The 23400-nt window shown below is 33.4% G+C and carries 24 protein-coding genes and 1 tRNA gene; 10 read left to right on the plus strand and 15 right to left on the minus strand.

Translation table 11 applies throughout. From position 1 onward, the window contains the following. Positions 1 to 322 precede the first annotated feature (322 nt). Positions 323 to 1615: a methyl-accepting chemotaxis protein gene (locus C3E88_RS12445; protein ID WP_236909345.1), complete on the plus strand. Its 1293-nt coding sequence runs from the start codon at positions 323 to 325 to the stop codon at positions 1613 to 1615. Here the strand turns inward: C3E88_RS12445 and C3E88_RS06430 are convergent. Then, on the minus strand, positions 1605 to 2135 hold the full coding sequence (locus tag C3E88_RS06430; protein WP_236909346.1) for a cob(I)yrinic acid a,c-diamide adenosyltransferase: 531 nt from the start codon (positions 2133 to 2135) through the stop codon (positions 1605 to 1607). The two genes, C3E88_RS12445 and C3E88_RS06430, sit on opposite strands and share 11 nt — an antisense overlap. A gap of 60 nt (positions 2136 to 2195) precedes the next feature. After that, positions 2196 to 3332 carry a THUMP domain-containing class I SAM-dependent RNA methyltransferase gene (locus C3E88_RS06435; protein ID WP_236909366.1) on the minus strand — a complete coding sequence of 379 codons (1137 nt, stop codon included), beginning with the start codon at positions 3330 to 3332 and terminating at the stop codon, positions 2196 to 2198. A 149-nt stretch (positions 3333 to 3481) separates the two neighbouring features. Here C3E88_RS06435 and C3E88_RS06440 point away from each other — a divergent pair, with 149 nt between their 5' ends. From C3E88_RS06440 to C3E88_RS06460, 5 genes are all read left to right on the plus strand, one after another. Beyond that, entirely contained in the window at positions 3482 to 3859 is a 378-nt protein-coding gene (locus C3E88_RS06440; protein WP_236909347.1) for a class II SORL domain-containing protein, read from the plus strand. Positions 3860 to 4182: 323 nt separating this feature from the next. Beyond that, a complete protein-coding gene (gene tyrS / locus C3E88_RS06445; protein ID WP_236909348.1) occupies positions 4183 to 5409 on the plus strand; it encodes a tyrosine--tRNA ligase in 1227 nt (408 codons plus the stop codon). A gap of 192 nt (positions 5410 to 5601) precedes the next feature. Next, a complete protein-coding gene (locus C3E88_RS06450; protein ID WP_236909349.1) occupies positions 5602 to 6345 on the plus strand; it encodes a CAP domain-containing protein in 744 nt (247 codons plus the stop codon). A gap of 92 nt (positions 6346 to 6437) precedes the next feature. Continuing rightward, positions 6438 to 6890, plus strand: coding sequence for a MarR family winged helix-turn-helix transcriptional regulator (locus tag C3E88_RS06455; protein WP_236909350.1), 453 nt, complete (start codon positions 6438 to 6440; stop codon positions 6888 to 6890). After that, positions 6890 to 8284 (plus strand): MATE family efflux transporter, encoded by a 1395-nt coding sequence (locus tag C3E88_RS06460; protein ID WP_236909351.1) that lies wholly within the window; start codon positions 6890 to 6892, stop codon positions 8282 to 8284. Before C3E88_RS06455 ends, C3E88_RS06460 begins: the two co-directional genes overlap by 1 nt. Positions 8285 to 8309: 25 nt before the next feature. On the opposite strand, the gene C3E88_RS06465 is transcribed toward C3E88_RS06460, so the two are convergent. From C3E88_RS06465 to C3E88_RS06495, 7 genes are all read right to left on the minus strand, one after another. Continuing rightward, positions 8310 to 8921, minus strand: a complete 612-nt coding sequence (locus C3E88_RS06465; protein ID WP_236909367.1) for an NUDIX hydrolase — start codon at positions 8919 to 8921, stop codon at positions 8310 to 8312. Between the two features lie 78 nt (positions 8922 to 8999). Beyond that, positions 9000 to 9521: a peroxiredoxin gene (locus C3E88_RS06470; RefSeq protein WP_236909352.1), complete on the minus strand. Its 522-nt coding sequence runs from the start codon at positions 9519 to 9521 to the stop codon at positions 9000 to 9002. A gap of 189 nt (positions 9522 to 9710) precedes the next feature. After that, a complete protein-coding gene (locus C3E88_RS06475) occupies positions 9711 to 9914 on the minus strand; it encodes a cold-shock protein (RefSeq protein ID WP_236909353.1) in 204 nt (67 codons plus the stop codon). Positions 9915 to 10129: 215 nt separating this feature from the next. After that, positions 10130 to 11335 carry a patatin-like phospholipase family protein gene (locus C3E88_RS06480; protein WP_236909354.1) on the minus strand — a complete coding sequence of 402 codons (1206 nt, stop codon included), beginning with the start codon at positions 11333 to 11335 and terminating at the stop codon, positions 10130 to 10132. A gap of 14 nt (positions 11336 to 11349) precedes the next feature. Further along, on the minus strand, positions 11350 to 12384 hold the full coding sequence (locus tag C3E88_RS06485; protein WP_236909355.1) for a CapA family protein: 1035 nt from the start codon (positions 12382 to 12384) through the stop codon (positions 11350 to 11352). Then, a complete protein-coding gene (gene mscL, locus C3E88_RS06490; RefSeq protein WP_236909356.1) occupies positions 12385 to 12828 on the minus strand; it encodes a large conductance mechanosensitive channel protein MscL in 444 nt (147 codons plus the stop codon). Positions 12829 to 12936: 108 nt separating this feature from the next. After that, a complete protein-coding gene (locus C3E88_RS06495) occupies positions 12937 to 13422 on the minus strand; it encodes an LURP-one-related/scramblase family protein (RefSeq protein WP_236909357.1) in 486 nt (161 codons plus the stop codon). A gap of 156 nt (positions 13423 to 13578) precedes the next feature. On the opposite strand from C3E88_RS06495, the gene C3E88_RS06500 reads away from it, so the two are divergent. Beyond that, a complete protein-coding gene (locus tag C3E88_RS06500; protein WP_236909358.1) occupies positions 13579 to 14067 on the plus strand; it encodes a deoxycytidylate deaminase in 489 nt (162 codons plus the stop codon). 23 nt (positions 14068 to 14090) lie between these two features. Here C3E88_RS06500 and C3E88_RS06505 read toward each other — a convergent pair whose 3' ends face one another. Together C3E88_RS06505 and C3E88_RS06510 are read right to left on the minus strand one after the other, a co-directional pair. Further along, positions 14091 to 14702, minus strand: coding sequence for a ribonuclease H1 domain-containing protein (locus tag C3E88_RS06505; RefSeq protein WP_236909359.1), 612 nt, complete (start codon positions 14700 to 14702; stop codon positions 14091 to 14093). Positions 14703 to 14821: 119 nt separating this feature from the next. Further along, positions 14822 to 15328, minus strand: a complete 507-nt coding sequence (locus C3E88_RS06510; protein ID WP_236909360.1) for a type 1 glutamine amidotransferase domain-containing protein — start codon at positions 15326 to 15328, stop codon at positions 14822 to 14824. A gap of 222 nt (positions 15329 to 15550) precedes the next feature. Here C3E88_RS06510 and rocF point away from each other — a divergent pair, with 222 nt between their 5' ends. Both rocF and C3E88_RS06520 read left to right on the plus strand, forming a co-directional pair. Further along, positions 15551 to 16450, plus strand: a complete 900-nt coding sequence (gene rocF / locus C3E88_RS06515) for an arginase (protein ID WP_236909361.1) — start codon at positions 15551 to 15553, stop codon at positions 16448 to 16450. 96 nt (positions 16451 to 16546) lie between these two features. Further along, on the plus strand, positions 16547 to 17488 hold the full coding sequence (locus C3E88_RS06520; RefSeq protein WP_336513071.1) for a phosphoglycerate dehydrogenase: 942 nt from the start codon (positions 16547 to 16549) through the stop codon (positions 17486 to 17488). Positions 17489 to 17525: 37 nt separating this feature from the next. Here C3E88_RS06520 and C3E88_RS06525 read toward each other — a convergent pair. From C3E88_RS06525 to C3E88_RS06540, 4 genes are all read right to left on the minus strand, one after another. Continuing rightward, positions 17526 to 17601: transfer RNA gene (locus C3E88_RS06525), tRNA-Ala, on the minus strand. Between the two features lie 46 nt (positions 17602 to 17647). Further along, positions 17648 to 18793: a baeRF3 domain-containing protein gene (locus C3E88_RS06530; RefSeq protein ID WP_236909362.1), complete on the minus strand. Its 1146-nt coding sequence runs from the start codon at positions 18791 to 18793 to the stop codon at positions 17648 to 17650. Between the two features lie 637 nt (positions 18794 to 19430). Beyond that, positions 19431 to 20402 (minus strand): dipeptidase, encoded by a 972-nt coding sequence (locus C3E88_RS06535; RefSeq protein ID WP_236909363.1) that lies wholly within the window; start codon positions 20400 to 20402, stop codon positions 19431 to 19433. Between the two features lie 69 nt (positions 20403 to 20471). Then, positions 20472 to 21680: a DUF819 family protein gene (locus tag C3E88_RS06540; RefSeq protein ID WP_236909364.1), complete on the minus strand. Its 1209-nt coding sequence runs from the start codon at positions 21678 to 21680 to the stop codon at positions 20472 to 20474. Positions 21681 to 22321: 641 nt separating this feature from the next. On the opposite strand from C3E88_RS06540, the gene yfcE reads away from it, so the two are divergent. Then, positions 22322 to 22870: a phosphodiesterase gene (yfcE, locus tag C3E88_RS06545; RefSeq protein ID WP_236909365.1), complete on the plus strand. Its 549-nt coding sequence runs from the start codon at positions 22322 to 22324 to the stop codon at positions 22868 to 22870. The last annotated feature ends 530 nt before the right edge of the window (positions 22871 to 23400 follow it).

A 23400-nucleotide genomic window follows, 5' to 3' on the forward strand; every position in this document is an offset into this window, starting at 1 on the left:
TACACATTAATCATATCATAAGGAGTTATTCTTTTTTTATTTTTAACCTACAATTATTTTACACTAACTTATTATCCCCCTTTTTATCCATATATCCTGACTTTTCTCCATAATACTAGGTGTTTTGATGATTTTATTCCTTTTATTAGACTACTAAATTGACATATTTTATATAGCATATCTCTATAGCATCAAATTCCATATAAATTTTATTAATAATCTATAGGCTATTGGCTACAAAATCCTGGCTTTATATTAACATAAATCATAATATGTAGTATTATATACATATAGTATATTAATTTGATAAAGGAGGATTTTTGTGTCGAAAAATAATGCTAAGCAGAAAAAATTTAATAAATTGAAGGTAAATTTTTTGATCATAACCTTTATTATAGTTTTTCTAAGCATCATAGTATCTAATTTAATATTTAGAGCCATAGATATAGATCTAAAACTAAGTCCACAGCTCACCATATTGGTATCAGCTCTTGTCAATATGCTGGTAATTGGGTTAATCGTATATATTCTATTTAACAAGTTAATTATTAGATCCCTAAGTAAATTACATACAGATATTGATAGGATAGCCCAAGGGGATTATTCTAAAATCAAAGATATGAAAGGGGTAAAAGACCTTCCATATATTAGTGATTCATTAAATACAATAGTAAATAATAGCGTGAAAGTAATTAATGGTGTCAAAGAACACTCAGGAGTTCTAGCGGAAAGCACTAAAAATCTATCCCTTGTAATTGAGGATACAACAAACTCCGTAGAAAACATCGCTATAAGCGTTAATGAGATTGCAAAAGGGTCTGAGGATACTTCTAAAAATATAACTGAATTAAGTGAGGCCATTTCCAACTTGAATGTTCTATCCCAGGATACAGAAAATTACGCTGAACAGTCAACAGAGCTATCCCTATTTATGGCAAAATCTGCTGATAAAGGAACTCAGGATGTGGACAAGATCATTCACATGGTAAATCAAATAGAAAACAATACTAAAGATACATCTAGTATTATAGAAGAACTAAACCATCAAATAAAGAGTATTGACAATATTGTACTTATAATAAATGAAATTGCAGAACAAACCAATCTATTGGCCTTAAATGCTGCTATTGAAGCTGCAAGGGCTGGTGAAGCTGGCAGAGGATTTGCAGTAGTTGCTGAGGAGATCAGAAAGCTTGCAGATGCTACCCATTCTTATTCTCAGGAAATATCTTCTATTACCTCCAACGTTACCAATAGCAGTACCAAGGCCGTAGCTAGCATAGATGAGGTAAGTGAAGTTGTCCATGAAAGTGTAAGTATGGCTACCTCTACAAAGCAATCCTTCGATGATTTACTAATGTATATCGATCAAATAAATATATCAATAATAGAGATTACCGATGCAGCAAAAGATGTAAGAAGTAATAGTGAGTATATATTAGAAAGAGCATCTGAAATATCCGCCATTTCAGAAGAAACAACAGCAGCTTCTGAAACCAGCGCTGCTGCCGTGGAAAATAACCTTGCATCTATGGAAGAAATAACAGCATCCATCGAAAACTTATCGGTTATAGCCGTTGAACTTCAAAAGATGGTGAAACATATTAGGCTTTAAACTTTACAGCTATCTCCTCTTCCTCTAAAAATCTTGCCAAAGCATATATTAAATCCGACAATCGGTTTACATACTTAATCACCAAGGGGTCTACTGAAGAGTAGCCCTCTAGAGTGATTATTCTCCTTTCTGCTCGTCTACAAATAGTCCTACAGACATGAAGATAACCTGACTTCTTCCCCGATCCCGGTATTATGAATCCAGTTGGATCATCTAATCTGCCCATATATTCATCTATATGATCCTCTAAATATTTAATATCCTCTTCTTTTATACGATACTTTACTTTCGATTGATCTTCTGTGGCTAAATTGGAAGCTACGGTAAAAAGCTTGTTTTGCACCCCTTGAATAATATTATATATTTCCTCATCATCTATATAGTTTTTGGCCAATCCTAAAAAGGATACCAATTCATCAATGGTACCATAGCTTTCCACCCTAATATCATCCTTTGAAACCCTTTTGTTATCAAATAGACTTGTAGTACCCTTGTCTCCAGTTTTTGTATAAATACTCACATATCTCACCTCGCATTACTATATTTATTGAGATTATACCCTAATACTAACTTAGTGTCACTATTTTTTGGGAGGTCTAGGACCATAGTATTGATAATAATCCACTTTTATTCTGCCATTGTATAATTTCCTCTTCCTACTAGCTAGTTTTCCATACAGCTTTTCAAAATCCTCATTAGAGGTTAATACATATATAGAAAAGGTATCTAACTTCCTAAACTTGTTTCCAATATCTCTATATAATCTATCTATTTCATCCTTTTCTCCAATCCTCTCCCCATAGGGCGGATTGGTTATAATCACACCATATTGTTCCTCAATACTTAAATCTCTAACATCCTTTTTTATAAACTTTATGTCCTCTTCTAAGCCTATACTTTCAGCATTTCTCTTAGCTATTTTGATAGCTTTTCCATCTATATCCGCCCCTATAATATCCAACTGTCGGTCTTTGAACATCAGTTTCCATGCCTCTCTCCTAGCATCCTGCCAATATTCCTTTTTAATCCTAGGCCATTCTTCTGAAGCAAAATTTCTATTTAAGCCTGGAGCTATATTTTTACCTATCATAGCTGCTTCTATAGGAATAGTACCAGAACCGCAAAAGGGATCTATCAGAAGCCTATCCTTGTTCCAATAGCTTAATTGAACTAAGGCAGCGGCTAAAGTTTCCTTCAACGGTGCCTCTACACTATCAAGCCTATATCCTCTTTTATGTAGCCCCTCACCAGATGTATCAATAGTTAATGTAGCTATATCCTTTAACAGAGATACTTCAATGGTAAATTTAGCCCCTGTTTCTTCAAACCAATCCTTATGATATTTATTTTTTAATTTTTCTACCACTGCTTTTTTGACTATGGCTTGGCAATCGGAGATGCTAAATAATTGAGAATTGACGGATTTTCCCTTTACGGTAAACTCTCCATCTTCCGTAATCCATTCATCCCAGGGAAGAGCTTTTGTCTTTTCAAACAATTCATCAAAGGTTGTAGCCTTAAACTCTCCCATCTTCAATAGTACCCTATCGGCAGACCTTAGCCACAGGTTGGCCCTTGGTATATCCCTTTCAGTAGCTTGGAAAGTTACTTTTCCATTTTCCACCTTTAAGTTTTCATAACCCAAATCTAACAATTCTCTCTTAACTACAGCCTCCAGTCCAAAAGTAGAGGTTGCTATTAATTCTATCTGTTCCATATCCATCTTCCTTTCTATATGTGTCATATCTATTATATCTAAAATATTAATTTATTACTTATTAATGTGTATTATTTAGAACATTTGGGTATATAATTGAACGAGTGTAAATTGTCTATTATATTATGAAAAATTTAAGGAGGGTATATATGAAAAATTTAGGATCATTATATCAAAGTGGAGACTGGAAAGGTGAAAAACACGTTCCTGTAATTAATTCACCTGATAAGGTTAAAAAGGGAGACCTTATTGAAGTAAATGTAAATATCGGTGAAGAAATAGCACATCCAAATACCTTTGAGCATTATATCTCATGGATTAAGGTATACTTCCATCCAGAAGGAGGAAACTTCCCTGTAGAAATAGGTACTTATGATTTTGCAGCCCATGGTGAGCACGATGCCTTTACTGAACCCTATGTAACATTGAAATTTAAAGCTGAAAAATCTGGTACAATCCTAGCTTCCAGCTATTGCAATATCCATGGATTATGGGAAAACAGCAAGGAGATCATAGTAGAGGACTAATTAAGTCCTCTTTTTTTCCCCTTGACAATCATACTTATATATATTAACATACATATAAAATAATATTAAACTATGATGGATTAAGTAGCTCTTTTATGGTTAAATACAGAGAATAGGCTGTTGGTGAGAGGCCTGTAACCTAATAATCGAGTGAACTACGAATCCTGAGTTTCAATGGGAAACCATTACGGCTATCACCCGTTATGTGATTAGAGGCTATGTGCGAATTAAGGTGGTACCACGGGGTGTCTTCTCGTCCTTTAGAGAAGAGGCCCCTTTTTTATTGTAAAAATTTAATTAATATAAATATAGGAGGGAATATAATGTCAAATGTATTTGATGTACTTCAGGAAAGGGGTTATATCGATCAAGTAACCTATGAAGATGAACTTAGAGATCTATTGGAAAAGGAATCTGTTACCTTTTATGTAGGGTTTGATGCAACAGCTGACAGCTTAACTTTGGGACACTTTATACAGATAATGGTAATGATGCATATGCAAAGAGCTGGCCACAGACCTATAGCCCTATTAGGCGGCGGCACTACTATGGTAGGAGATCCTTCAGGAAGAACAGATATGAGGAAGATGCTCACCAGAGAGATCATAGATCACAATGCGAGTAGGTTTAAAGAACAATTATCCAGGTTTATCGACTTCGATGACGACAAGGCCATAATAGTCAACAATGCTGACTGGCTCATGGAATTAAACTTCTTAGAGTTTATGAGGGAAGTTGGGGTTCATTTCTCCGTAAATAGGATGCTTACCTTCGACTGTTATAAAAATAGACTAGAACAAGGGCTGACCTTTTTCGAATTTAGCTATATGCTTATGCAGTCCTATGATTATTTAAAACTATACAGGGATTATAATTGTAAGCTTCAGGTAGGAGGAAGCGACCAGTGGTCTAATATCCTCGGAGGCTATGAGCTGGTTAGAAAGCTGGAAGGTGATAAGGTATATGCTATGACCTTTAAGTTATTATCTACAGCTGCAGGAGTTAAAATGGGCAAAACAGCTGCTGGTACCATATGGTTAGATCCTGAAAAAACATCTCCTTATGAGTTTTACCAATATCTTAGAAACTCTGATGATCGAGATGTAGAAAAATTCTTAAGCTTGTTAACATTCCTACCTATGGAAGAAGTAAAACGATTAGGAGCTCTTGAAGGGGCTGAAATCAACAAAGCTAAGGAAGTACTTGCCTTTGAAGTTACTAAGATGGTTCATGGTGAGGAAGAAGCGAATAAAGCCCAGAAGGCATCTAGAGCTCTATTTGAAGGAGCCAAAGACGAAGGCTCTATACCTTTTACTGAACTTGAAGAAAATATATTTAAAGAAGGTATAGGAATACTAGACCTATTAAGAAAAGTAGCCCTTACTGAATCCAATAGTGAAGCTCGAAGGCTTATTAAGCAAGGAGGAATTTCCATCGATGATAATAAGGTGGTAGATATAGGTAGAGTTGTAACCCTAGAAGATTTTAAGGATGGTAAGCTGTTGTTAAGAAAGGGTAAAAAGGTATACCATCAAGTAAAATTAAAATAATGTAAAATAAAGAGGCCTGAATTTGATTAATTCAGGTCTCTTTATTTTATCTTGTATTATCCTCCTGTCCCAATATTATGTTACCCCTCCAGGTTTTGATGGTTTATTTAATAAAAACTTAATGTTATACTTTTAAAAAATCAAATTTGAAAGGGGGACGGATCGAATTTAAAATTTAAGGAGGAATATAAAATGAAAAAGAATAGCAAAAAGGTAGTAGTATCGTTAGCTGCAACTATGTTTATAGCCTCATCTGTGGGACATGCTGGAAGCTTCAATTACAATAATATTAAGCGTTATAGCAACTATAACAGTGGATATAATAGAAATGCATACGTATATAATTTCGACAACTATTCAAACAATTACCTACAAAACATGTTTGGAAATAGAGTAGTTATTAATTATACACCAAAATATTGGGAGTCCGATTCTAATATTAATAAACCTCAAGAGCCTTGGACCCCAGTAGAAGATAAAAAAGACAATAATACAACTTCTAATACAAATGTAGACAAGCCTAACAATAAAGATACAAATACTAATATCAATGCTAATATGTCTATAGAAGAGGAAGTAGTAAGATTGGTTAATATAGAGAGGCAAAAAGAAGGACTAGCTCCTTTAACTCATAGTAGCGAATTATCTAAAGTTGCTAGAGCCAAGTCCCAAGATATGGCTAACAACAACTATTTCAGCCACAACTCCCCTACTTATGGAGATCCCTTTGCTATGATGGGAAGTTTCGGCATCCAATATAGGACTGCCGGCGAAAATATAGCCAAAGGTTACTCAAGTGCTGAATCCGTAGTTAGAGGATGGATGAATTCCTCTGGCCACAGAGCAAATATACTTAATCCTAGCTTTGGAAAAATTGGAGTAGGCTATGTTAAGGTTAATGGTACTACCTATTGGACTCAAATGTTTACAGATTAACCCTTGACTTTATTGAAAAAGCAAGTATAATAGATAGTTAGAAATCTAATGATTAGATTTCTAACTATTTTTTTGTTTGAGGTGAGTATATCATGGGTAATTCTATAGAGGATATAATATATGATTTAATCAAATTTATGTCTTTGTTTCATAGACTATTTACTCCAGCATTTAAAAAGGGAGCTGATGATAGATATAATTGTACTAAAAATCAAGCAAGAGCTATAATGATCATCGGTAGAGCTAACAAAATCACTCCTACCATATTGGGCAAATGCATGGGCATGGAAAAGGGTAGCATAACTACATTGATTGATTCAATGGAAAATATGAATTTAGTCTATAGGGTTGATGATCCAACGGATAAAAGAAAGGTTTGGATCCAATTAAGCGAAGAAGGGAAACAGTATTATTTAAAGCAAGAAGAAAGGTTTCTGAAAAAGATAGAAGAAGTATTTCAAAATTTAACTAAAGAAGAAATAGGTGAATTTAGCCACAGTCTAAAAAACATCGTAGAAATATTAGAAAAAGTGAGGGATGATTAATGGATAGACAAAATGATAGATCAAAGCTTTTAGGAGAAGAAGAGGTTGGAAAACTGCTTCTGCAATTTTCTATACCAGCTATAGTAGGTATGCTGGTCAATGCTCTGTATAATATAGTAGACAGAATATTTATTGGAAAAGGCGTAGGTAGCATAGGCATTGGAGCCATTTTTGTTGCTTCACCAGTTTCCTTAATACTTATGGCCTTTAGTATGCTAATAGGTGTTGGAGGAAATTCTCTATCCTCCATAAAACTAGGGGAAGAAAAAAAGGATGAGGCTGAACAGATACTAGGAAATGCCCTGGTCCTGTTGTTTATCATAGCCCTAACCCTTGGTATATTAGGTTTAGTATTTATAGGCCCATTACTACAAGCCTTTGGCGCTAGCGAAACTATATTGCCTTATTCCATAGCATATATGTCCATAATACTAATAGGTGCTCCTTTCCAAGCTGTAGGCTTTGGAATGAACAACTTCATCCGTGGGGAAGGCAATCCTAGAATAGCCATGGGAACAATGCTTATAGGAGCAATATTAAATATCATATTGGATTATGTTTTTATTTTCATATTTGATATGGGTATAAAGGGAGCTGCCCTTGCAACTATAATTGCCCAGGCTGTATCAGCTATTTGGGTTTTAAGCTATTTCTTTGGAAGTAAAAGTATGTTAAAATTGAAAAAAGAAAACATGAAACTTAATAGAGATATAGTTAAAGGTATCATATCTATAGGTTTTGCACCCTTTAGTATGCATCTTGCATCAAGTATGGTAACGGTTATTTTAAATAATAGCCTTAACGCCTATGGTGGAGATGTAGCTATCTCCAGTATGGGAGTAATACATAGTATAACTATGTTGATATTAATGCCTGTATTTGGTATCAATCAAGGAGCTCAACCTATAATTGGCTTTAACTATGGTGCTAAAAAATATGATAGGGTTAAAGAGGCATTGAAAAAAGCTATAATAGCTGCCACTACTGTAGTCACTATTGGATTTATAGTCACTCAGGCTATTCCTAACAAATTATTTGGCATATTCCTGGACAAAAGTGCTGATATTACCAATGTATTGGATGTAGGCGTTAAGGGTTTAAGGATCAATCTAATTATGTTACCTATAGTAGGCTTTCAAATAGTCAGCTCCAACTACTTTCAAGCTACAGGTAAGCCAAAAAAAGCAGCTCTATTGGGTTTGTCTAGACAAGTGTTAATACTTATACCAGCTCTATTGATACTACCCAAGATCTTCAACTTGGCAGGAGTATGGGCAGCTGGTCCAGTGTCTGACTTAATAGCCTCAGTCCTTACCGGCATCTTCTTATTAAAGGATTTAAAGGAACTGAATAAAGATATAATAGTACAAAACAGAATAATCGAAGAGAGATAATCAAAATGAAAAGCCACTACTAAATCTAGTGGCTTTTTATTATATCCATAAAATGTTTAATAACCTTTGCCGTATATCCCCATATCACATAATCACCATATCTATAGAAATACACGGAATGCTTCCCTTGCTGCCAATCATAATCCTCTCCATTAGGTATGAGACTGTAGGGAAAATCTCTGTTGTTGACTATGTGTAGATCTAAAAAATAGACATTAGGTTCTTCTTTTATGAAAAATTCCAAAGGGACTGTGAATAAGTGATCTACTTCACTCTTATTGGGGTGCATATTATCCACATTTATTCCATGGATTGTGGCTAAAAATGAACGGATAGTCGAATTATTATAGGAAACTAAATAGTCTAGTTCTCCTATTACCTTTATCCTTTCCTCAGCTATATTTAGTTCTTCTACAGTCTCCCTAATAGCAGCCTCTTTGTAGGTTTCATCTTTCTCTACCTTTCCTCCTGGAAAGGATATCTCTCCTGGTTGTCTTTTTAAATCTTTTGCCCTTACTTCAAATATCAACTCCCATCGACTACCTACTTCTATCATAGGAACCAATACAGCATATTTATATTTTACATCCATAGGTTTAGGTTTTCTATTTTTTATCTTCCGTATAATATAATCCATATCCACTATAAAAATCCCCCTACTCATGTATGCATTATAAAAAAAAGCGGCCAGTATCGACCGCTTCCTAAATGCTCACTATAATAGATCTTGGCCTTCTTCCCAATCTACTGGGCATAAGCCCCCTGTCTTTAGAGCTTTAAGTACTCTCAATGTTTCATCTACAGATCTTCCTATATTATTATCATGGATTACTGAATAACGAACTACTCCTTCAGGGTCAATTATAAATAGGCCTCTTAGAGCAACTCCTTCATCCTCTAAAAGCACTCCAAAATCGTTAGATACCTTCTTAGTAATATCCGAAGCAATTGGAAAATTCACCTTCCCAAGGCTTGAGTTGATCCATGCTTTATGTGAGTGTTCACTATCCACACTTACCGCCAATACCTCTGCGCCCTCTTTTCTGAAATCTTCAATTTTCTTACTATATCCAGTAATTTCAGTTGGGCAAACAAATGTAAAGTCTAATGGATAAAAGAACATTACTAACCATTTACCTTCATAATCCTTTAAGCTAACCTTGGTAAAATCACTACCATCACCTTTACAGGCGTTCATTGTAAAATCAGGTGCTTTTCTTCCTACTAATCTTTCCATTCTTTCCCTCCTAATATATTGTTTTATTGTTCACTAATTTATTTATATCCAAATTATTATTTTCTAAACACGTTTTGATAATGATTTTCATTATCTTAATAACTATCTTTTTTGACCCCTGGCACCAAAAAAGATAGTTATTTATAATAAAACCCTAAGGACAAGTCCTTAGGGTTTTAAAATCAATAGTTATCTAATTGGTGTAACGTCTTCTGCTTGAGGCCCTTTTGCACCTTCAACTACATTGAAAGTTACAGCTTCGCCTTCTTCTAAAGTTTTGAATCCTTCTTTGTTAATTTGTGAAAAATGCACAAATACATCTGTACCTTCTTCTGTTTGAATAAATCCAAATCCTTTTTCTGAGTTAAACCATTTTACTGTACCATTAGTCATTCTAAATACCTCCAAATTTTTATTTCCTTTAATTCCCAGAGTGCTTTGCAAGAAATAAAGATTTGGAGATTATACAATCTATACTAAATCTTATTTCTTTTACCATTTTTAATTACTACATAAAAACTTTAAACAAAATGCCTTACTGATGAATTAAGGTTTCATATCATTATAACCTGTATTAAAAGAAATAGCAACTAGTTTTTGTAAAAATATTAAAATATATTAAAAATAATCCTACTTATTTGCTTAAATACCTCTTCCCTATTAAATAAAGATAACAAGTCTACCTTTTCTATTATCTTATCTACTACCCCTATTTCTGGATACACTTCAGCTTTTAAATTCTCCTTGATTATTTCTAGTAGCTGAGCATCAGAATAAATATTAAATCTTTCTATTTCATAAATTTCTGCTAATCTTTCTATTAAACTGTAAAATACATCTCCATAGGTAGCTTCTTTCCCTACTCCTAATAGACTAGATAATTTAGGAATCATCAATTCAAATAATGCTCTTTTATAGGGAATATTTTCTTCTATCCTAAATAATTTCCCCAATTTCAAAACCCTATCTTCCTCTAGATTCCACAGATAATTCATAAAATAGGCTTCATCTTTAGTCCCTTCTATATAATAACGATAACCTTTTAAACCTCTTAAAGCTTTTAGTCCATCATAATAACCTAGTTCTAAATTCTTCCTTGCAGTACTACATTCAAAATCTAAGGTTTTACCTAAATCCTCATTAGGTGCAATGGTTATGGTATTCAATCCTTCTAGATCAAATTTTCTCACATTGCCTACTCCATGGGTTCTAATAAGTACTAAATCCTGATATCCCTTATCCTTAAGTAGATTTACTGGTAGATTGTTATACAATCCTCCATCTATATATCTTTTCCCGTCTATCTTTTCCCTTTTAAATGCCGGAAAATAAGCACTAGCCATCAAAAATTCAACTAACTTGCCTGCTGGGATATCTTCAATATATATTTCTAATGGCTTTAGATCCGATAGGGATACAGTTACTATACCAAAATCCTTACCTGAGTTTCTAACCCTATCTTCGTCTACTAATTCCGTTAGTAAATTCTTTAAAGGAGTTACATCTAGTCCTTTATCCGATAAAACCCCTCTTATCTTTTCTGTAAGTAAATAGATATCCTCTTTACTCAATTTTCCTTGTTTTAATTTGTTTATCTCTTCGTCACTGGCATTTATTACTTTAGAATAAGACATATCATACCACATTTCATAGGCCTTTTCATAATCACCTTGTACCAACATAGCTCCATTTAAAGCACCTACGGACGTACCCGCTACCCCCTTTATCTCAACTCCTTCTTCTAATAAAGCTTTATAGGCACCAATATGATAAGCTCCTTTAGCGCCACCACCTTCTAGTACCAATCCATACATCTGCCCCACCTCTTTTATTTTGCTATATTTATAATTCCATCTTTATTAATGGAAGTTTTAAAAGGTTTGGATAAATTTCTTATATGGTTTATAGCTTGGGCCTTTTCTTTTTCTATAACAAAAACAGGCCTGCCATTTACTATTTTACAGGGAATAATTTCTACACTATGTATTTGTTTATCCTTAATATTTATTTGTCCAATCATAGTAGTTCTAGTCAATTTATCCCTTCCGCCAAATACAAAGTTTCCCAAGCTATAAAATATAGGTTTGTCCTTATATATTTCTATACCTTGCAATACATGGGGATGATGTCCCATTATCACATCTGCACCTGCATCGATAGCATTTTTGGCCACAGCTATTTCTTGTTTTCTTGGTTTAGTACTCCTTTCTACTCCCCAATGTAGGGATAGGACCAATATATCTACTTCTTCTTTCATCTCTTTTATCCTTTTCATCATATCCTGAGTACAACAGTCATAAGCACCTACAATACCTGGTCTTTTATTAGTTGCATACCATCTTACATCGGGAACGACCCTAGAAAAGGACAATACACCAATCTTTACTCCTTCCTTTTCAATAATGGTACCTTCTAATGCTTCTGCCTTATTTCTTCCTCCACCAGCATAGGGTATACTTCTCCTTTTCAAATGGTCTAGCGTATCAATAAAGCCTTGATTGCTATAGTCTAATATGTGATTGTTAGCCAATGTTACTACATCTACCCCAGCTTCCTTCATAGGATTTAAATTTTTAGGATCTGATCTAAAATTAAAAGCTTTGTCTGGCCATTTGGTTCCCCTTCTCGTAATGCTAGTCTCTAAGTTGACTATGCCTAAGTGACTTTTTTGAAAATGTTCCTTTACCATCTCCCAAGGATAATCATATCCATGTTTATTCACCTGGCTCCTAACGGAGCTATCCATCATTACATCTCCAGCAATAGATAAGATAATGTATTCATTGTCTACTTCCTCAGCATTAACTAAAATTCCTGGCAATAATAAAATTAAAATTAATAAAATACTTAAAAATCTATCCACCTAAATCGCCTCTTCCTCCAATACTGATGTACAATGGGGACATCTTATTGCCTCTATAGGTATTTCAGTAAAACAATATCCACATTTTTTAGTAGTAACAGGTGCTGGTTCTTCTTGCCTTTTAAACCTATTGATCTGTCTAATTACTAGAAACAATGAAAAAGATATTATCAAAAATTCTATGATGGTATTTAAAAACACTCCATAGTTCAAGGTAGCTGCCCCTGCATCTTTTGCCTGTTGTAATGTGCCATATTTATTTCCGTCCAAGCTAATAAAGAGGTTGGTAAAATCTACCTTCCCGATAAGTCCACCTATTAAGGGCATTATGATATCACTCACTAATGAAGACACAATTTTACCAAAGGCACCACCTATGACAACACCAATTGCTAAATCTACAACATTTCCTTTTACTGCAAACTCTTTAAATTCCTTATACATTTTATCCCTCCTAGTATATTGGATTTCTTATAAATATATACCCATTCCACATCAAAAACATCTACCTTAAGGCAGATGTTTTTGTATTGATATACCATTCAATTATATCTAGCTATTGTTATTGCCATCATAAAAAATTTGGTCTAATATTATTACGATTGACAATATAAAAGCATGATCCACTAGATCAGATATATCCACGGTATAAGTGTCAGAAAAAGATATCCACTTTTTACTTATCCAAGCAATGGGCGTTCCATCTTTTAAGATGTTAAAATTATGATGGAGTACATCTCCTTCTAAAGTCAATTTCCCATAGGAGCTTTCTATATTAAAACTAGGTTTAAAAAAAGTAAATTCTTTCTTAATTTTTCCTATAAGGCGGCTCCCTTTGTATATGCTATATTCTGGTAAAAACTTAAAAAGTTTTTCCTCTATATAAATTAACTCTTCTCCATCCAAATCATATATACTCAATTTATTACCTAAAGATAGTATTTTGCCTACTACTTCATATCTAGGATAACCTGCTTCATCTTCAATTACAAATCTATCTGCAAAGGTAAACACTTTTTCTCTAATTAGATATCTCATCTTTTCTCCTTTCCCATGATCATAATGATGAAAATATTGATACTTACAAGATAATTATATTATATTAGAAAAAATTTATCTATATAATATGTACTTTAGTTTAAATCCAAAATATGATAATATTATGTTTAATCAATGCTTACAGGAGGATTTAATATGGAAAGACGAGATAAAACCAATTACTACTTAGATATTGCTGAAACCGTATCAAAAAGGGGAACATGCTTGAGGCGAAACTTCGGCGCTATAATAGTGAAGAATGATGAAATAATTTCCACTGGCTATTCAGGAGCACCTAGAGGAAGAAAAAACTGTTCTGATCTGGGCTTTTGTAGAAGGAAGCAGCTGAATATACCTCGTGGTACTAGATATGAACTATGTAGATCTGTTCATGCCGAAGCTAACTGCATTATATCTGCATCTAGAAGGGACATGATCGACAGCACTCTTTACCTAGTTGGTATAGATGTAAAGACTGGTAATTTAGTTCCAAATGCCAACTCCTGTTCCATGTGTAAAAGACTGATCATAAACGCTGGCATAGCAAAGGTTATAATAAGAGATACCCAAGATAGTTATAGGATAGTTCATGTAAAGGATTGGATAATAGATGACGATTCATTATATGATGAATTTGGATATTAGACAACACCCTCTAGAGGGTGTTGTTAAGCTTCTATGCCTAGAGCAATCTTGGCTAGTTTGTCTGCTTCCTCATTATATTCATCTCCACTATGAGCCTTCACCTTGATAAATATAACTTTTAACTTATCCTTTATAGAATCGTAATACTCTTTATATTTTTTTGTGCCATACTTGTTGGCCTTCCATTCTCCTTTAGCCCATTTTTCTATTCCCATATAATCATAATGCAAGTATAAAGTATCCTTATTCTCTTTAATAGCTTTGTCCATGGCACACATAGCCCCACGTATTTCTCCTGCTACATTTCTCATATCCGCTAAATCATTATCTCCTTCTTTTTGAAAATAGGTGGCTTTACCTTGGCTAGTAAATAAAACTATCCCATATCCATAATATCCACTTTTTACATCAAAACTCCCATCTACATAGGCTATCATTTCATTTTTTCCTATTTCCAAAATTTCCTTTTTTTCTAGTCTTTCTTCTTCATCTATAAAACCCATTGCCTCCTCATAGGTTGGGAACTTCTTATAAACTGCTCCTGAATAGCCCTTTACCTGAGATTCACATTCTGCCCAAGTATCATAGATTCCAACCTTTCTGCCTTCTTTTACTGCATAATAGTATTTCCCCATAATTCACCTCATCATATATAATAATACTTTAATTGTAGTTTAAAGATAAACTATTATCAAGTCTAGTGAACATATTAAAAGCATTAAAGAAACATGTTCCTTTAATGCTTTTAAATTAATTATCCTATCTTCTCTATTATGGCCTTAACAAAGGCTACTAAATCCTTTGGAGTCCTTGATGTTATGAGATTACCATCTATAACCACTTCTTCATCTACATATTCAGCTCCAGCATTGATCAAATCATCCTTTATGGAGTGGAAAGCAGTCATCTTTTTGCCCTTTAGATCACAACAAGAAGCCATCATCCAGGGTCCATGACAAATAGCAGCTATAGGTTTTCCTAATCTATCCATATTCTTAACAAAATTAATTGTATCTATGCTTCTTCTCATGTGATCAGGAGAATATCCACCAGGTATTACTACAGCGTCATAGTCTTCAGCCTTTATTTCTTTAGAGGAGTGAGTGCTTTTCTCTGTAAGATTGCTCTTGCCCGTATATATTCTATCCTTCTCCGTTCCTACCAGATGGACTTCATATCCCTCCTCCATCAGTCTATAATAAGGATATAAAAGTTCCCTTTCATCAAATAGATTTTCAACAAGTATTGCTACTTTTTTCATATTAGATTCCTCCCTATCCTTAGTTTTACTAGTTGTTAATTTACTTATACTTTCATACTGTTTTCCTACTAATATTTATATACCCTATTCTTACAAACTTATATATAAATTATTATCTAAAATCTATTAAACCTATTTGTGAGAGCTGATATAAGTGATATAATAAACCTATGTAAACCATCATTCCATAATGTTTAATCACATTGAATAGGGGGGTTGTAAATGGATATAAGCTTGATCGGAGTGCCTATCATGTACGGCTGCGATCGGGAAGGAGTTCAATACGGACCCGACAAATTAAGGGATAAAAACATAATTAAAATCATACAAGAACATCAACATAAGGTCTATGATTTTGGGAATCTCCATATCCCCTATGTGCCTCCATCAGAAAAATATCTTCATCATGAAAAAATTAAGTATTTAAAAACTATACTGGATATGAACAATAATCTATCCCATTTAGTTTATAGTTCTTTGACATCCAGTAGTTTTCCTTTTATATTAGGTGGGGACCATTCCTTAGGATTAGGTAGCATTTCTGGTTCCAGTAGGTTTTATAATGATTTGGCTGTTATATGGATAGATGCCCACGGAGATATAAACACTTACGAAACATCACCATCGGGCAATGCTCATGGTATGCCGCTAGCCTTGGCTTTAGGCGTAGGAGAACCCTCTCTAGTTAACGTATACTATAACGGCCCAAAGGTGAAACCAGAAAATGTTTATATTATAGGTGCAAGAGATTTGGATAAGGGTGAAATTCAATTTGCAAAAGAGTTGGACATTAATTTATACACTATGGATATGGTAAAAAAGCTGGGAATTAATGCTGTGATAAAGGAAGTACTAGATAAAATCAAGAATTCCCATGTTGATGGTGTACATCTGAGTTTTGATATAGATGTGCTAGATAAAAACCTTGTTCCAGGTACTGGAACTCCTGTAGATGATGGTTTTAATGTAGAAGAGGGTAAGCAGGTTCTAGAAGGTTTTCTTAGCACAGGATTGATACACTCCATGGACTTCGTTGAATTAAATCCATATCTAGATAAAAAAGATACTACTGCGAACCTATGTATAGATTTGATCGACTGGATTTTTAAAATTTTGAAATAAAAATTAAAGGATAACCTAGTGCTAGGTTATCCTTTAATTTTTATTTTTACCCTGATAGGGTATAAAATATATAAAAGATATAAAGGAGGATTAGATTTGAAAGCTCTTATGACATTTAAATACAAAGATGAAGAATTTCAAAAGCTTACAAATTTAGGCTACGAAATCATATTTAAGGATGAAAGAAATATTAAGTATTCCGATGAAATAAGGGATGTAGATTTGATGGTATGTTTTAACCCCTTTGATAAAATAGATATTAATCTACTCCCAAATTTAAAATGGATACAGCTTTTAAGCGCAGGTATAAACCAAGTGCCAATAGATAAGGTTTTAAAGCGTGATATTGCCCTCACCAATAATAGAGGGGGATATAGTATCCCCATTGCTGAATGGATAGTTATGAAAATACTTGAAATGCTTAAAGGCAGCAAAGAATTTTATCATAAACAACAGGAAAAGATTTGGAAAATGGATACTTCCTTGTTAGAGCTCTATGGAAAAACTGTGGGGTTTATTGGCACTGGCTCCATTGCCCAAGAAGCTGCAAAAAGATTAGAAGGCTTTGGTGTTGAAATTATCGGATTTAATACTAGTGGTAAGAAAGCAGAGCATTTTCATCATTGTTTCAGTATAGATGAAGTAGAAAAAGCAATATCTAAATGCGATATTATAGTAATCGCAGCTCCCTATACTGACAAAACACATCACCTAGTAAACGAGTCCTTAATTAATTCCATGAAGGATGATGTCTATTTAGTAAATATAGCTCGTGGAAATATAATAGATGAAAAGGCTCTTATTGCCAACTTAAAATCAGGAAAAATAAAAAAAGCTGCTTTAGATGTATTCCAAGTAGAACCCTTACCAGAAGAAAGTCCTTTGTGGGATATGGACAATGTTATCATATCCCCTCATAATTCATGGGCATCGGATATGAATGCTCATAGAAGATATCAAATAACTTATGCAAACATGAAAAGATATATAAAAGGAGAAGAACTAATAAATTTAGTTGAAATAAAAAAGGGATATTGATAAATTCAATATCCTGTTTGTTAATATTTATATTTTATGGTGGAGCTTAGGGGATTCGAACCCCTGGTCTCCTGACTGCCAGTCAGGCGCGATCCCAACTTCGCCAAAGCCCCATCTCATAAATAATACTATATTTTTTTCATTTGGTCAAGGTAAATTTTAATATCTAAATACAGCAGCAACACCAGTATCGCTTGGCATCCTTTCTTTAGGAAGTACTACTACTTCTCCTTTATTCTTGAATACCATCTCCGCTAGATCATCTAATACATCATCAAAGCTTGGATCCCCTAAGTCTCCTCTCTCCAATTCCCCAGTTAAAAGATCCACTTTCCCCGGAACTATTCTATCTGCCTCTATAAGTATGGTATCGATATTGTTCTCAAAAGCAGCCCTTGCTACTTGAGCCAAATCATCGGACCCTAAAAACTTTGCCCTTGCTATTTCATATTTTTCAACTAATTTTCTTGTCTTTCCTAAATATAAGGGTTCGATCTTTTCCCAAACGGTTTCTTTTAGTTCATCAATTGTAAGGGAATCATAGGCAGTTCTAATTCCTTCCTCCATCAAAAATGGATTGTGGCTAATGCTTTGAAATAGACCATGGTGTTCAGTTAAGGATACCAAAATCAGAGGTAGACCCGTAGGACGAGAATACTCTTCTAAAATTAGCCTATCTACAAATCTAAAGAATTTTTCCGTATCTTTATCAATCTCTTCTTTTCTTCCTCCATGACCATGAAATATTCCAGAACCTGTACTACCATATGTGCCAGTGGTTACAGAAGGTTTAGTATATTCATCCCCTAAAACCTCTTTAGCAGTTCTCGGTGTTTCAGGATTAAATTGTACCTCTTCAAATCCATATCTATTTCCTTCATATAAAGTAAATTCGTTCCTATTTAATCCTAAAAGATGATAACGATCTGCTGATTGAAATATCCTAATCAATGGTTTGATATGAAAACTATCAGCCACTACAGCTAGCTCCTTTACAGGTCGCTGCAGATTATAGACTACACATTTTCCTTCAGCTGAAAGTACAGCTAGTCCATCAAAAGTGTGATTCCAAAATATCCTATCCTCAGCTAAGGCATAAAAGGGTTCCATAATTGAGCCAATCTCCTTTTTAGGATATTTTTGTTCTAACGATTTTTCAATCTCTTGGACAAGATTTTTATACCTAATGAGATCCTGTTTGTTTTCAGGTCTATGTCGATGGGTAGGTTGATAAAGGGAGATAAAAGGAGCTTCCTGGGCATTTAATATTTCATTAGGGAAATCATTTACAATTTCGTACAACACAACTATCCCTCCATTTTTATTCTTTTAAACCAAGCCTTGTATTAATTATACCCAAAACATATACAGTTAAAAACTGCCCATAAAATGTTTAAGTCAGTTCATCCTCTTGGCTATTATAAACACTATCTATAATAGAAAAATATCAATAATATTTTTCTATAGTTTGGGCAGATTATGAATGAGGAGGTGATATGATGGAGAAAACTAATTTTTTGAAAGATACTGAGTATATCATCATCAATCGCCACACAGGTGAAGTTAGCTACTGAACCCCTGATGAAAAAGGCTATTTCTCAAAGTGAGCACAAAAGCCTTCCGTCGTTGGCGGAAAATAATATTTCTATCAAGAAGAACCCCTTCCGTAGAATATATGTTATGGAAGTGGTTCTTGTTTTTCATAACTATGCTTAAAAAAACTATATCAGTCATCCCCGCTAAACTCTCAAGTTTAAAACCAAAAATACTCTAGTGTCAAATAGCCCCCATCTTAAAAAGATGGAGGCTATATATTATACTGTTCTTTGTTAGGAATTTGATGCCCTTGCGAAATTAAGTCTAACCGATGTTTAAAGGTATTTCCATATATAAAACATTTCAATAAAATATGGGGTGGATTTGACGCTTACTTTTATTCTAATTAATTTAGTATTTGTTTAATAACTCTTAGAAAGTTTTTATATTTTATTTTTTCTATATCTTCACTAGAGTAGCCTTTTTTCTCTAATAATTCAATCATCTTTGGTACTTTAGTTATATTTTCAAATCCTATTGTTTTTGCATCTCCTTCTGCAAAAGCACTTAATGTATCCCCTTCTAAATAATCATCAAAGTCAAAACCAAATCCAACATGGTCTATTCCCATTACTTCAACCATGTGATCAACATGATTTGCTAAATGTTCAATATCTCTGTCTTCTATTTCATCCGCTACAAAATCTGAAAAAGCATTTAATCCAACAACTCCACCTTTTGCACTTATAGCTTTTAGCTGCTCATCAGTGAGGTTTCTTGGAGCTTTGCATAGCGCTTTACAATTAGAGTGAGAAGCAATAATAGGTTTCGTAGTTGTTTCACATATATCCCAAAATGTCTTCTCATTCGCATGGGAAACATCAACTATCATTCCTAGTTCTTCTAATCTTTTTACTGCTTCTACACCATATTGGGTAAGTCCCCTATTTGGATTGCCCTTTACTCCAGTTGCCAGTTCATTTTCTTCATTCCAAGTCAAAGTTGCATGTCTTACTCCAAATAAATACAATGCATTTATAAGGCCTACATTCTTTCCAATATAACTAAGACCTTCTGAACCTAAAATTATTGCAAATTTATTGCTATCTATTGCCTCACCTATATGGTCATATTTTTTTACAATTTTAAATATATCCTGGTTAGTTGTTATTTCAACTGACATGTTTTCTATTATTTCTAGGGCTCTTTGTCTTGGATTTTTATCATATGGAGGGTCAACCCATATTACAAATATTCCAGCATTTACTTGACCTTTACAATATTTTTCTAAATGAAAATTTTTAAATACATCTTTATTACCTTTTTGCCTTTTAACTGTAACATCTGTCCATATGTCTCCATGTGCATCAAATATCATTATTATCACATCCTTATTAAAAGTACTAAGAAGGGATTTCTCCCTTCTTATATTACTGATTAATTATCATCATTGTAGCAAATTTCCTACAAGTATACCATAATAGTTACCAATAACATAACCCAAAGTACCAACTAACAGTGCAGGAACTATTAGTTTGTCCCAACCTTTTGCTATTGCCATAGCTGCTGAAGTAGTAGGTCCCCCTACATTTGCATTGGAGGCTATTATTATTTCTTCTAAGTTAAACTTAAATATTCTACCTATTAAGAACGTAAATGCCATATTTGTGAAAACAATTATCGCACAAAATACTAGTAGCAAAGGTGATTTTGTAACAATCAAAGGTATTGATGCTGGTGCGCCTATTACAGTAAAGAATATATAGATTAAAAATGTTCCTATTTCTTGAGCGCCTTTAATTTTTTCAAAGAAATCACTGAAAGCTGTTGCCGCTATCATAGTTATAGTAGTCATTATTAAATATTTATTCCCTAAAAGTCCATTTAATAAATTCAATCCCAAGTTTCCTGTAGGAATAATTCTAGAGAAAAATCCAGAGATTTCTACTGATATTGACACTATAATGAAGGATATTGCAACTGCAGTAGCTATATCTTTCAAGGAGATCTCCTTTGCCTCCCAGAATTGGGCCGCTTTAGTCTTTCCTTCTCCTGAGTCTCCTTCTTTTTCTACTTGATCAATAATTGGATGTTTGTACCTTTTCAAGAAGAAATTCATTGTTGGAATAGCAATCAAAACAAAGAAATATAATGCCATAAGAAGATTGTCTGCAACAACTGATGTTGAAACTAATTCCGAATTAGCATCAAAAGCATCTGACATAGCTACAAGGTTAACACTTCCACCTGTATATGTTCCTGTCATCATTGCAGCTGCTTTATAAAGATCAGGAATTTTGTTCTTCAATACTCCAAATGCCAAAATACTACCTAAAACTGTACCTATACCACTGACAAGATAAACTGCTAATAATCTACCACTTTCTTTCCATATCTTCTTAACATTGGCATTATAAAGTAATAGTGGTATTGCAAGAGGTACTACGTAATCCCAAACCATATCATAAGTTGGGGCCGCTACTGGTATAATTTTTATATTTGCTAATATCATTGCGAATAATAAAGCCAATACACAACCTGTAACTTTACCTGCCCATTTGTATTTTTGCTCTAGCCAAATACTTAAAGCTGAAATACCAGTTAAAATTGCCCAAAGTGCCCATGTGTTTTCTGGGCTTATCAAAGATTTTGCCATGATTTTTTCCTCCTTAAAATCTACATTTTATTTTTTGATAATTTTATAATTTATTATTTTTATAAACTACAACTCCTCTCTATTTTTTTGTTAATAGGTTTTATATTTATCAAATATATATATAAATTCGACAAATTTTTACCTTATATTATAATACTAATGCAATGACATTTATTTGTCAATTGTAAGTAATTTTTTTGTTTTCTTCTTAATTTTCAATTAATTTTCAAACTTGTCTCTTTAATGAATTTAACTAGTTATCTTTATATTTGAATAAATTTAACTTCAACATTAAAATATAAAACCTAGTGGGAACCTTCCGCTTTGCTAGTAAATATCCATCCCCGGCACTAACTTGTAAACTTATTTAGTCAAAAATCATAGCAGATATAATATGCCTTATGTTTAGTTCTATTACCTAGCTTGAAAATAAAAATACCCTATGGAATAATATAAAATAAAGCCATAGTGGAACAGTAAGGATGGTTCTCACTATCCTATATTTGTTTTTTGACAAATAGGGCCAATCTATGTGCTGGAAATTTTGATTTTCATAGAGGATTTTCTATATAATTAATAGAATAAGAAAATAAGTAGTGGTATTGATTCAAAAATTTTATCTACGGAAGGAGAAACAAGCTATGAAACTTTTTTTCATGTCAGACATACATGGTTCAGTTTACTATTTAAATGTAGCACTAGATAGATTAAGAGAAGAAAAACCCAATTATATAGTAATATTAGGTGACCTCCTGTATCATGGGGCAAGAAATCCTTTGCCTAAAGAATATAATCCAAAAAAGGTAATAGAAATATTAAATAACTATGCTGATAGAATAATTGCTGTAAGAGGAAACTGTGATAGCGAAGTTGATGAAATGGTATTGGATTTTCCAATTATGTCAACATATTCAACTATACTATATAACGACAAGCGATTGTTTTTAACCCATGGCCATATATATAATGAAAACCATATGCCAAAATTAGGGAATGGAGATATATTCATGTCTGGACATACCCATATACCTAAAGCTAAAAAAATAGATAATATATATGTAATTAATCCAGGAAGTACTACACTTCCAAAGGAAAATAATCCCCACACCTATGGCATATTAGAAGGAGAAATCTTTAAGATCAAAGATCTGGAAGGAAATATATATAGGGAGATTAAAATAGTAAAATAGTAGGTAAGTACACTTATATTCCTCAAAATAAGCTGGTGAACATTAACTATATAGAGATTTCTCATTACATGTTTTTTTGGGGACAAGAAGAAGCTTCCCAGGTAGCCTACTAATCAACAATATCCACTACCCTTTCCTTATTCCACCTCAGCATCATAGATATTGAGCCAATAAAGATTAAAGAAATATAAGACACATCCCAAAATATTTAGGATACCAAATACTTGTCATGCAATGCAATAAAAAAAGAGTTAAGTTTTTTCGTGTATAATTTACCTAAACTTCGCCCTCTTATTTTCTATATTAAATTTTTGATTTGTATAAAAATAAATGTATTAAGATATCAATATCTTAATACATTTACAGTTTTCATTGCTAAATTTTTATATATTATTTAGTTTATTTCTTATTTGTTAGATGAATAAAATATGAAATTATGTGTCGTTAATTCTAAATTGTTTTAGTGGTAGCCCCCGGCATATTTATAAAGAACGGCATCTCCGATTCGAGATTTGGCAAATAGCACGACA

The sequence above is a fragment of the Clostridium sp. Cult3 genome (assembly GCF_021655115.1).
Classification (GTDB): domain Bacteria; phylum Bacillota; class Clostridia; order Tissierellales; family Tepidimicrobiaceae; genus PPXY01.

What these genes read in the sequence shown, in the direction of transcription:
- C3E88_RS06435 (WP_236909366.1), bottom strand. Translation starts at nt 3,332, where the DNA reads ATGGAACAGATAGAATTAATAGCAACCTCTACTTTTGGACTGGAGGCT.
- C3E88_RS06440 (WP_236909347.1), top strand. Translation starts at nt 3,482, where the DNA reads ATGAAAAATTTAGGATCATTATATCAAAGTGGAGACTGGAAAGGTGAA.
- tyrS (WP_236909348.1), top strand. Translation starts at nt 4,183, where the DNA reads ATGTCAAATGTATTTGATGTACTTCAGGAAAGGGGTTATATCGATCAA.
- C3E88_RS06450 (WP_236909349.1), top strand. Translation starts at nt 5,602, where the DNA reads ATGAAAAAGAATAGCAAAAAGGTAGTAGTATCGTTAGCTGCAACTATG.
- C3E88_RS06455 (WP_236909350.1), top strand. Translation starts at nt 6,438, where the DNA reads ATGGGTAATTCTATAGAGGATATAATATATGATTTAATCAAATTTATG.
- C3E88_RS06460 (WP_236909351.1), top strand. Translation starts at nt 6,890, where the DNA reads ATGGATAGACAAAATGATAGATCAAAGCTTTTAGGAGAAGAAGAGGTT.
- C3E88_RS06465 (WP_236909367.1), bottom strand. Translation starts at nt 8,921, where the DNA reads ATGGATTATATTATACGGAAGATAAAAAATAGAAAACCTAAACCTATG.
- C3E88_RS06470 (WP_236909352.1), bottom strand. Translation starts at nt 9,521, where the DNA reads ATGGAAAGATTAGTAGGAAGAAAAGCACCTGATTTTACAATGAACGCC.
- C3E88_RS06475 (WP_236909353.1), bottom strand. Translation starts at nt 9,914, where the DNA reads ATGACTAATGGTACAGTAAAATGGTTTAACTCAGAAAAAGGATTTGGA.
- C3E88_RS06480 (WP_236909354.1), bottom strand. Translation starts at nt 11,335, where the DNA reads ATGTATGGATTGGTACTAGAAGGTGGTGGCGCTAAAGGAGCTTATCAT.
- mscL (WP_236909356.1), bottom strand. Translation starts at nt 12,828, where the DNA reads ATGTATAAGGAATTTAAAGAGTTTGCAGTAAAAGGAAATGTTGTAGAT.
- C3E88_RS06495 (WP_236909357.1), bottom strand. Translation starts at nt 13,422, where the DNA reads ATGAGATATCTAATTAGAGAAAAAGTGTTTACCTTTGCAGATAGATTT.
- C3E88_RS06500 (WP_236909358.1), top strand. Translation starts at nt 13,579, where the DNA reads ATGGAAAGACGAGATAAAACCAATTACTACTTAGATATTGCTGAAACC.
- C3E88_RS06505 (WP_236909359.1), bottom strand. Translation starts at nt 14,702, where the DNA reads ATGGGGAAATACTATTATGCAGTAAAAGAAGGCAGAAAGGTTGGAATC.
- C3E88_RS06510 (WP_236909360.1), bottom strand. Translation starts at nt 15,328, where the DNA reads ATGAAAAAAGTAGCAATACTTGTTGAAAATCTATTTGATGAAAGGGAA.
- rocF (WP_236909361.1), top strand. Translation starts at nt 15,551, where the DNA reads ATGGATATAAGCTTGATCGGAGTGCCTATCATGTACGGCTGCGATCGG.
- C3E88_RS06535 (WP_236909363.1), bottom strand. Translation starts at nt 20,402, where the DNA reads ATGATATTTGATGCACATGGAGACATATGGACAGATGTTACAGTTAAA.
- C3E88_RS06540 (WP_236909364.1), bottom strand. Translation starts at nt 21,680, where the DNA reads ATGGCAAAATCTTTGATAAGCCCAGAAAACACATGGGCACTTTGGGCA.
- yfcE (WP_236909365.1), top strand. Translation starts at nt 22,322, where the DNA reads ATGAAACTTTTTTTCATGTCAGACATACATGGTTCAGTTTACTATTTA.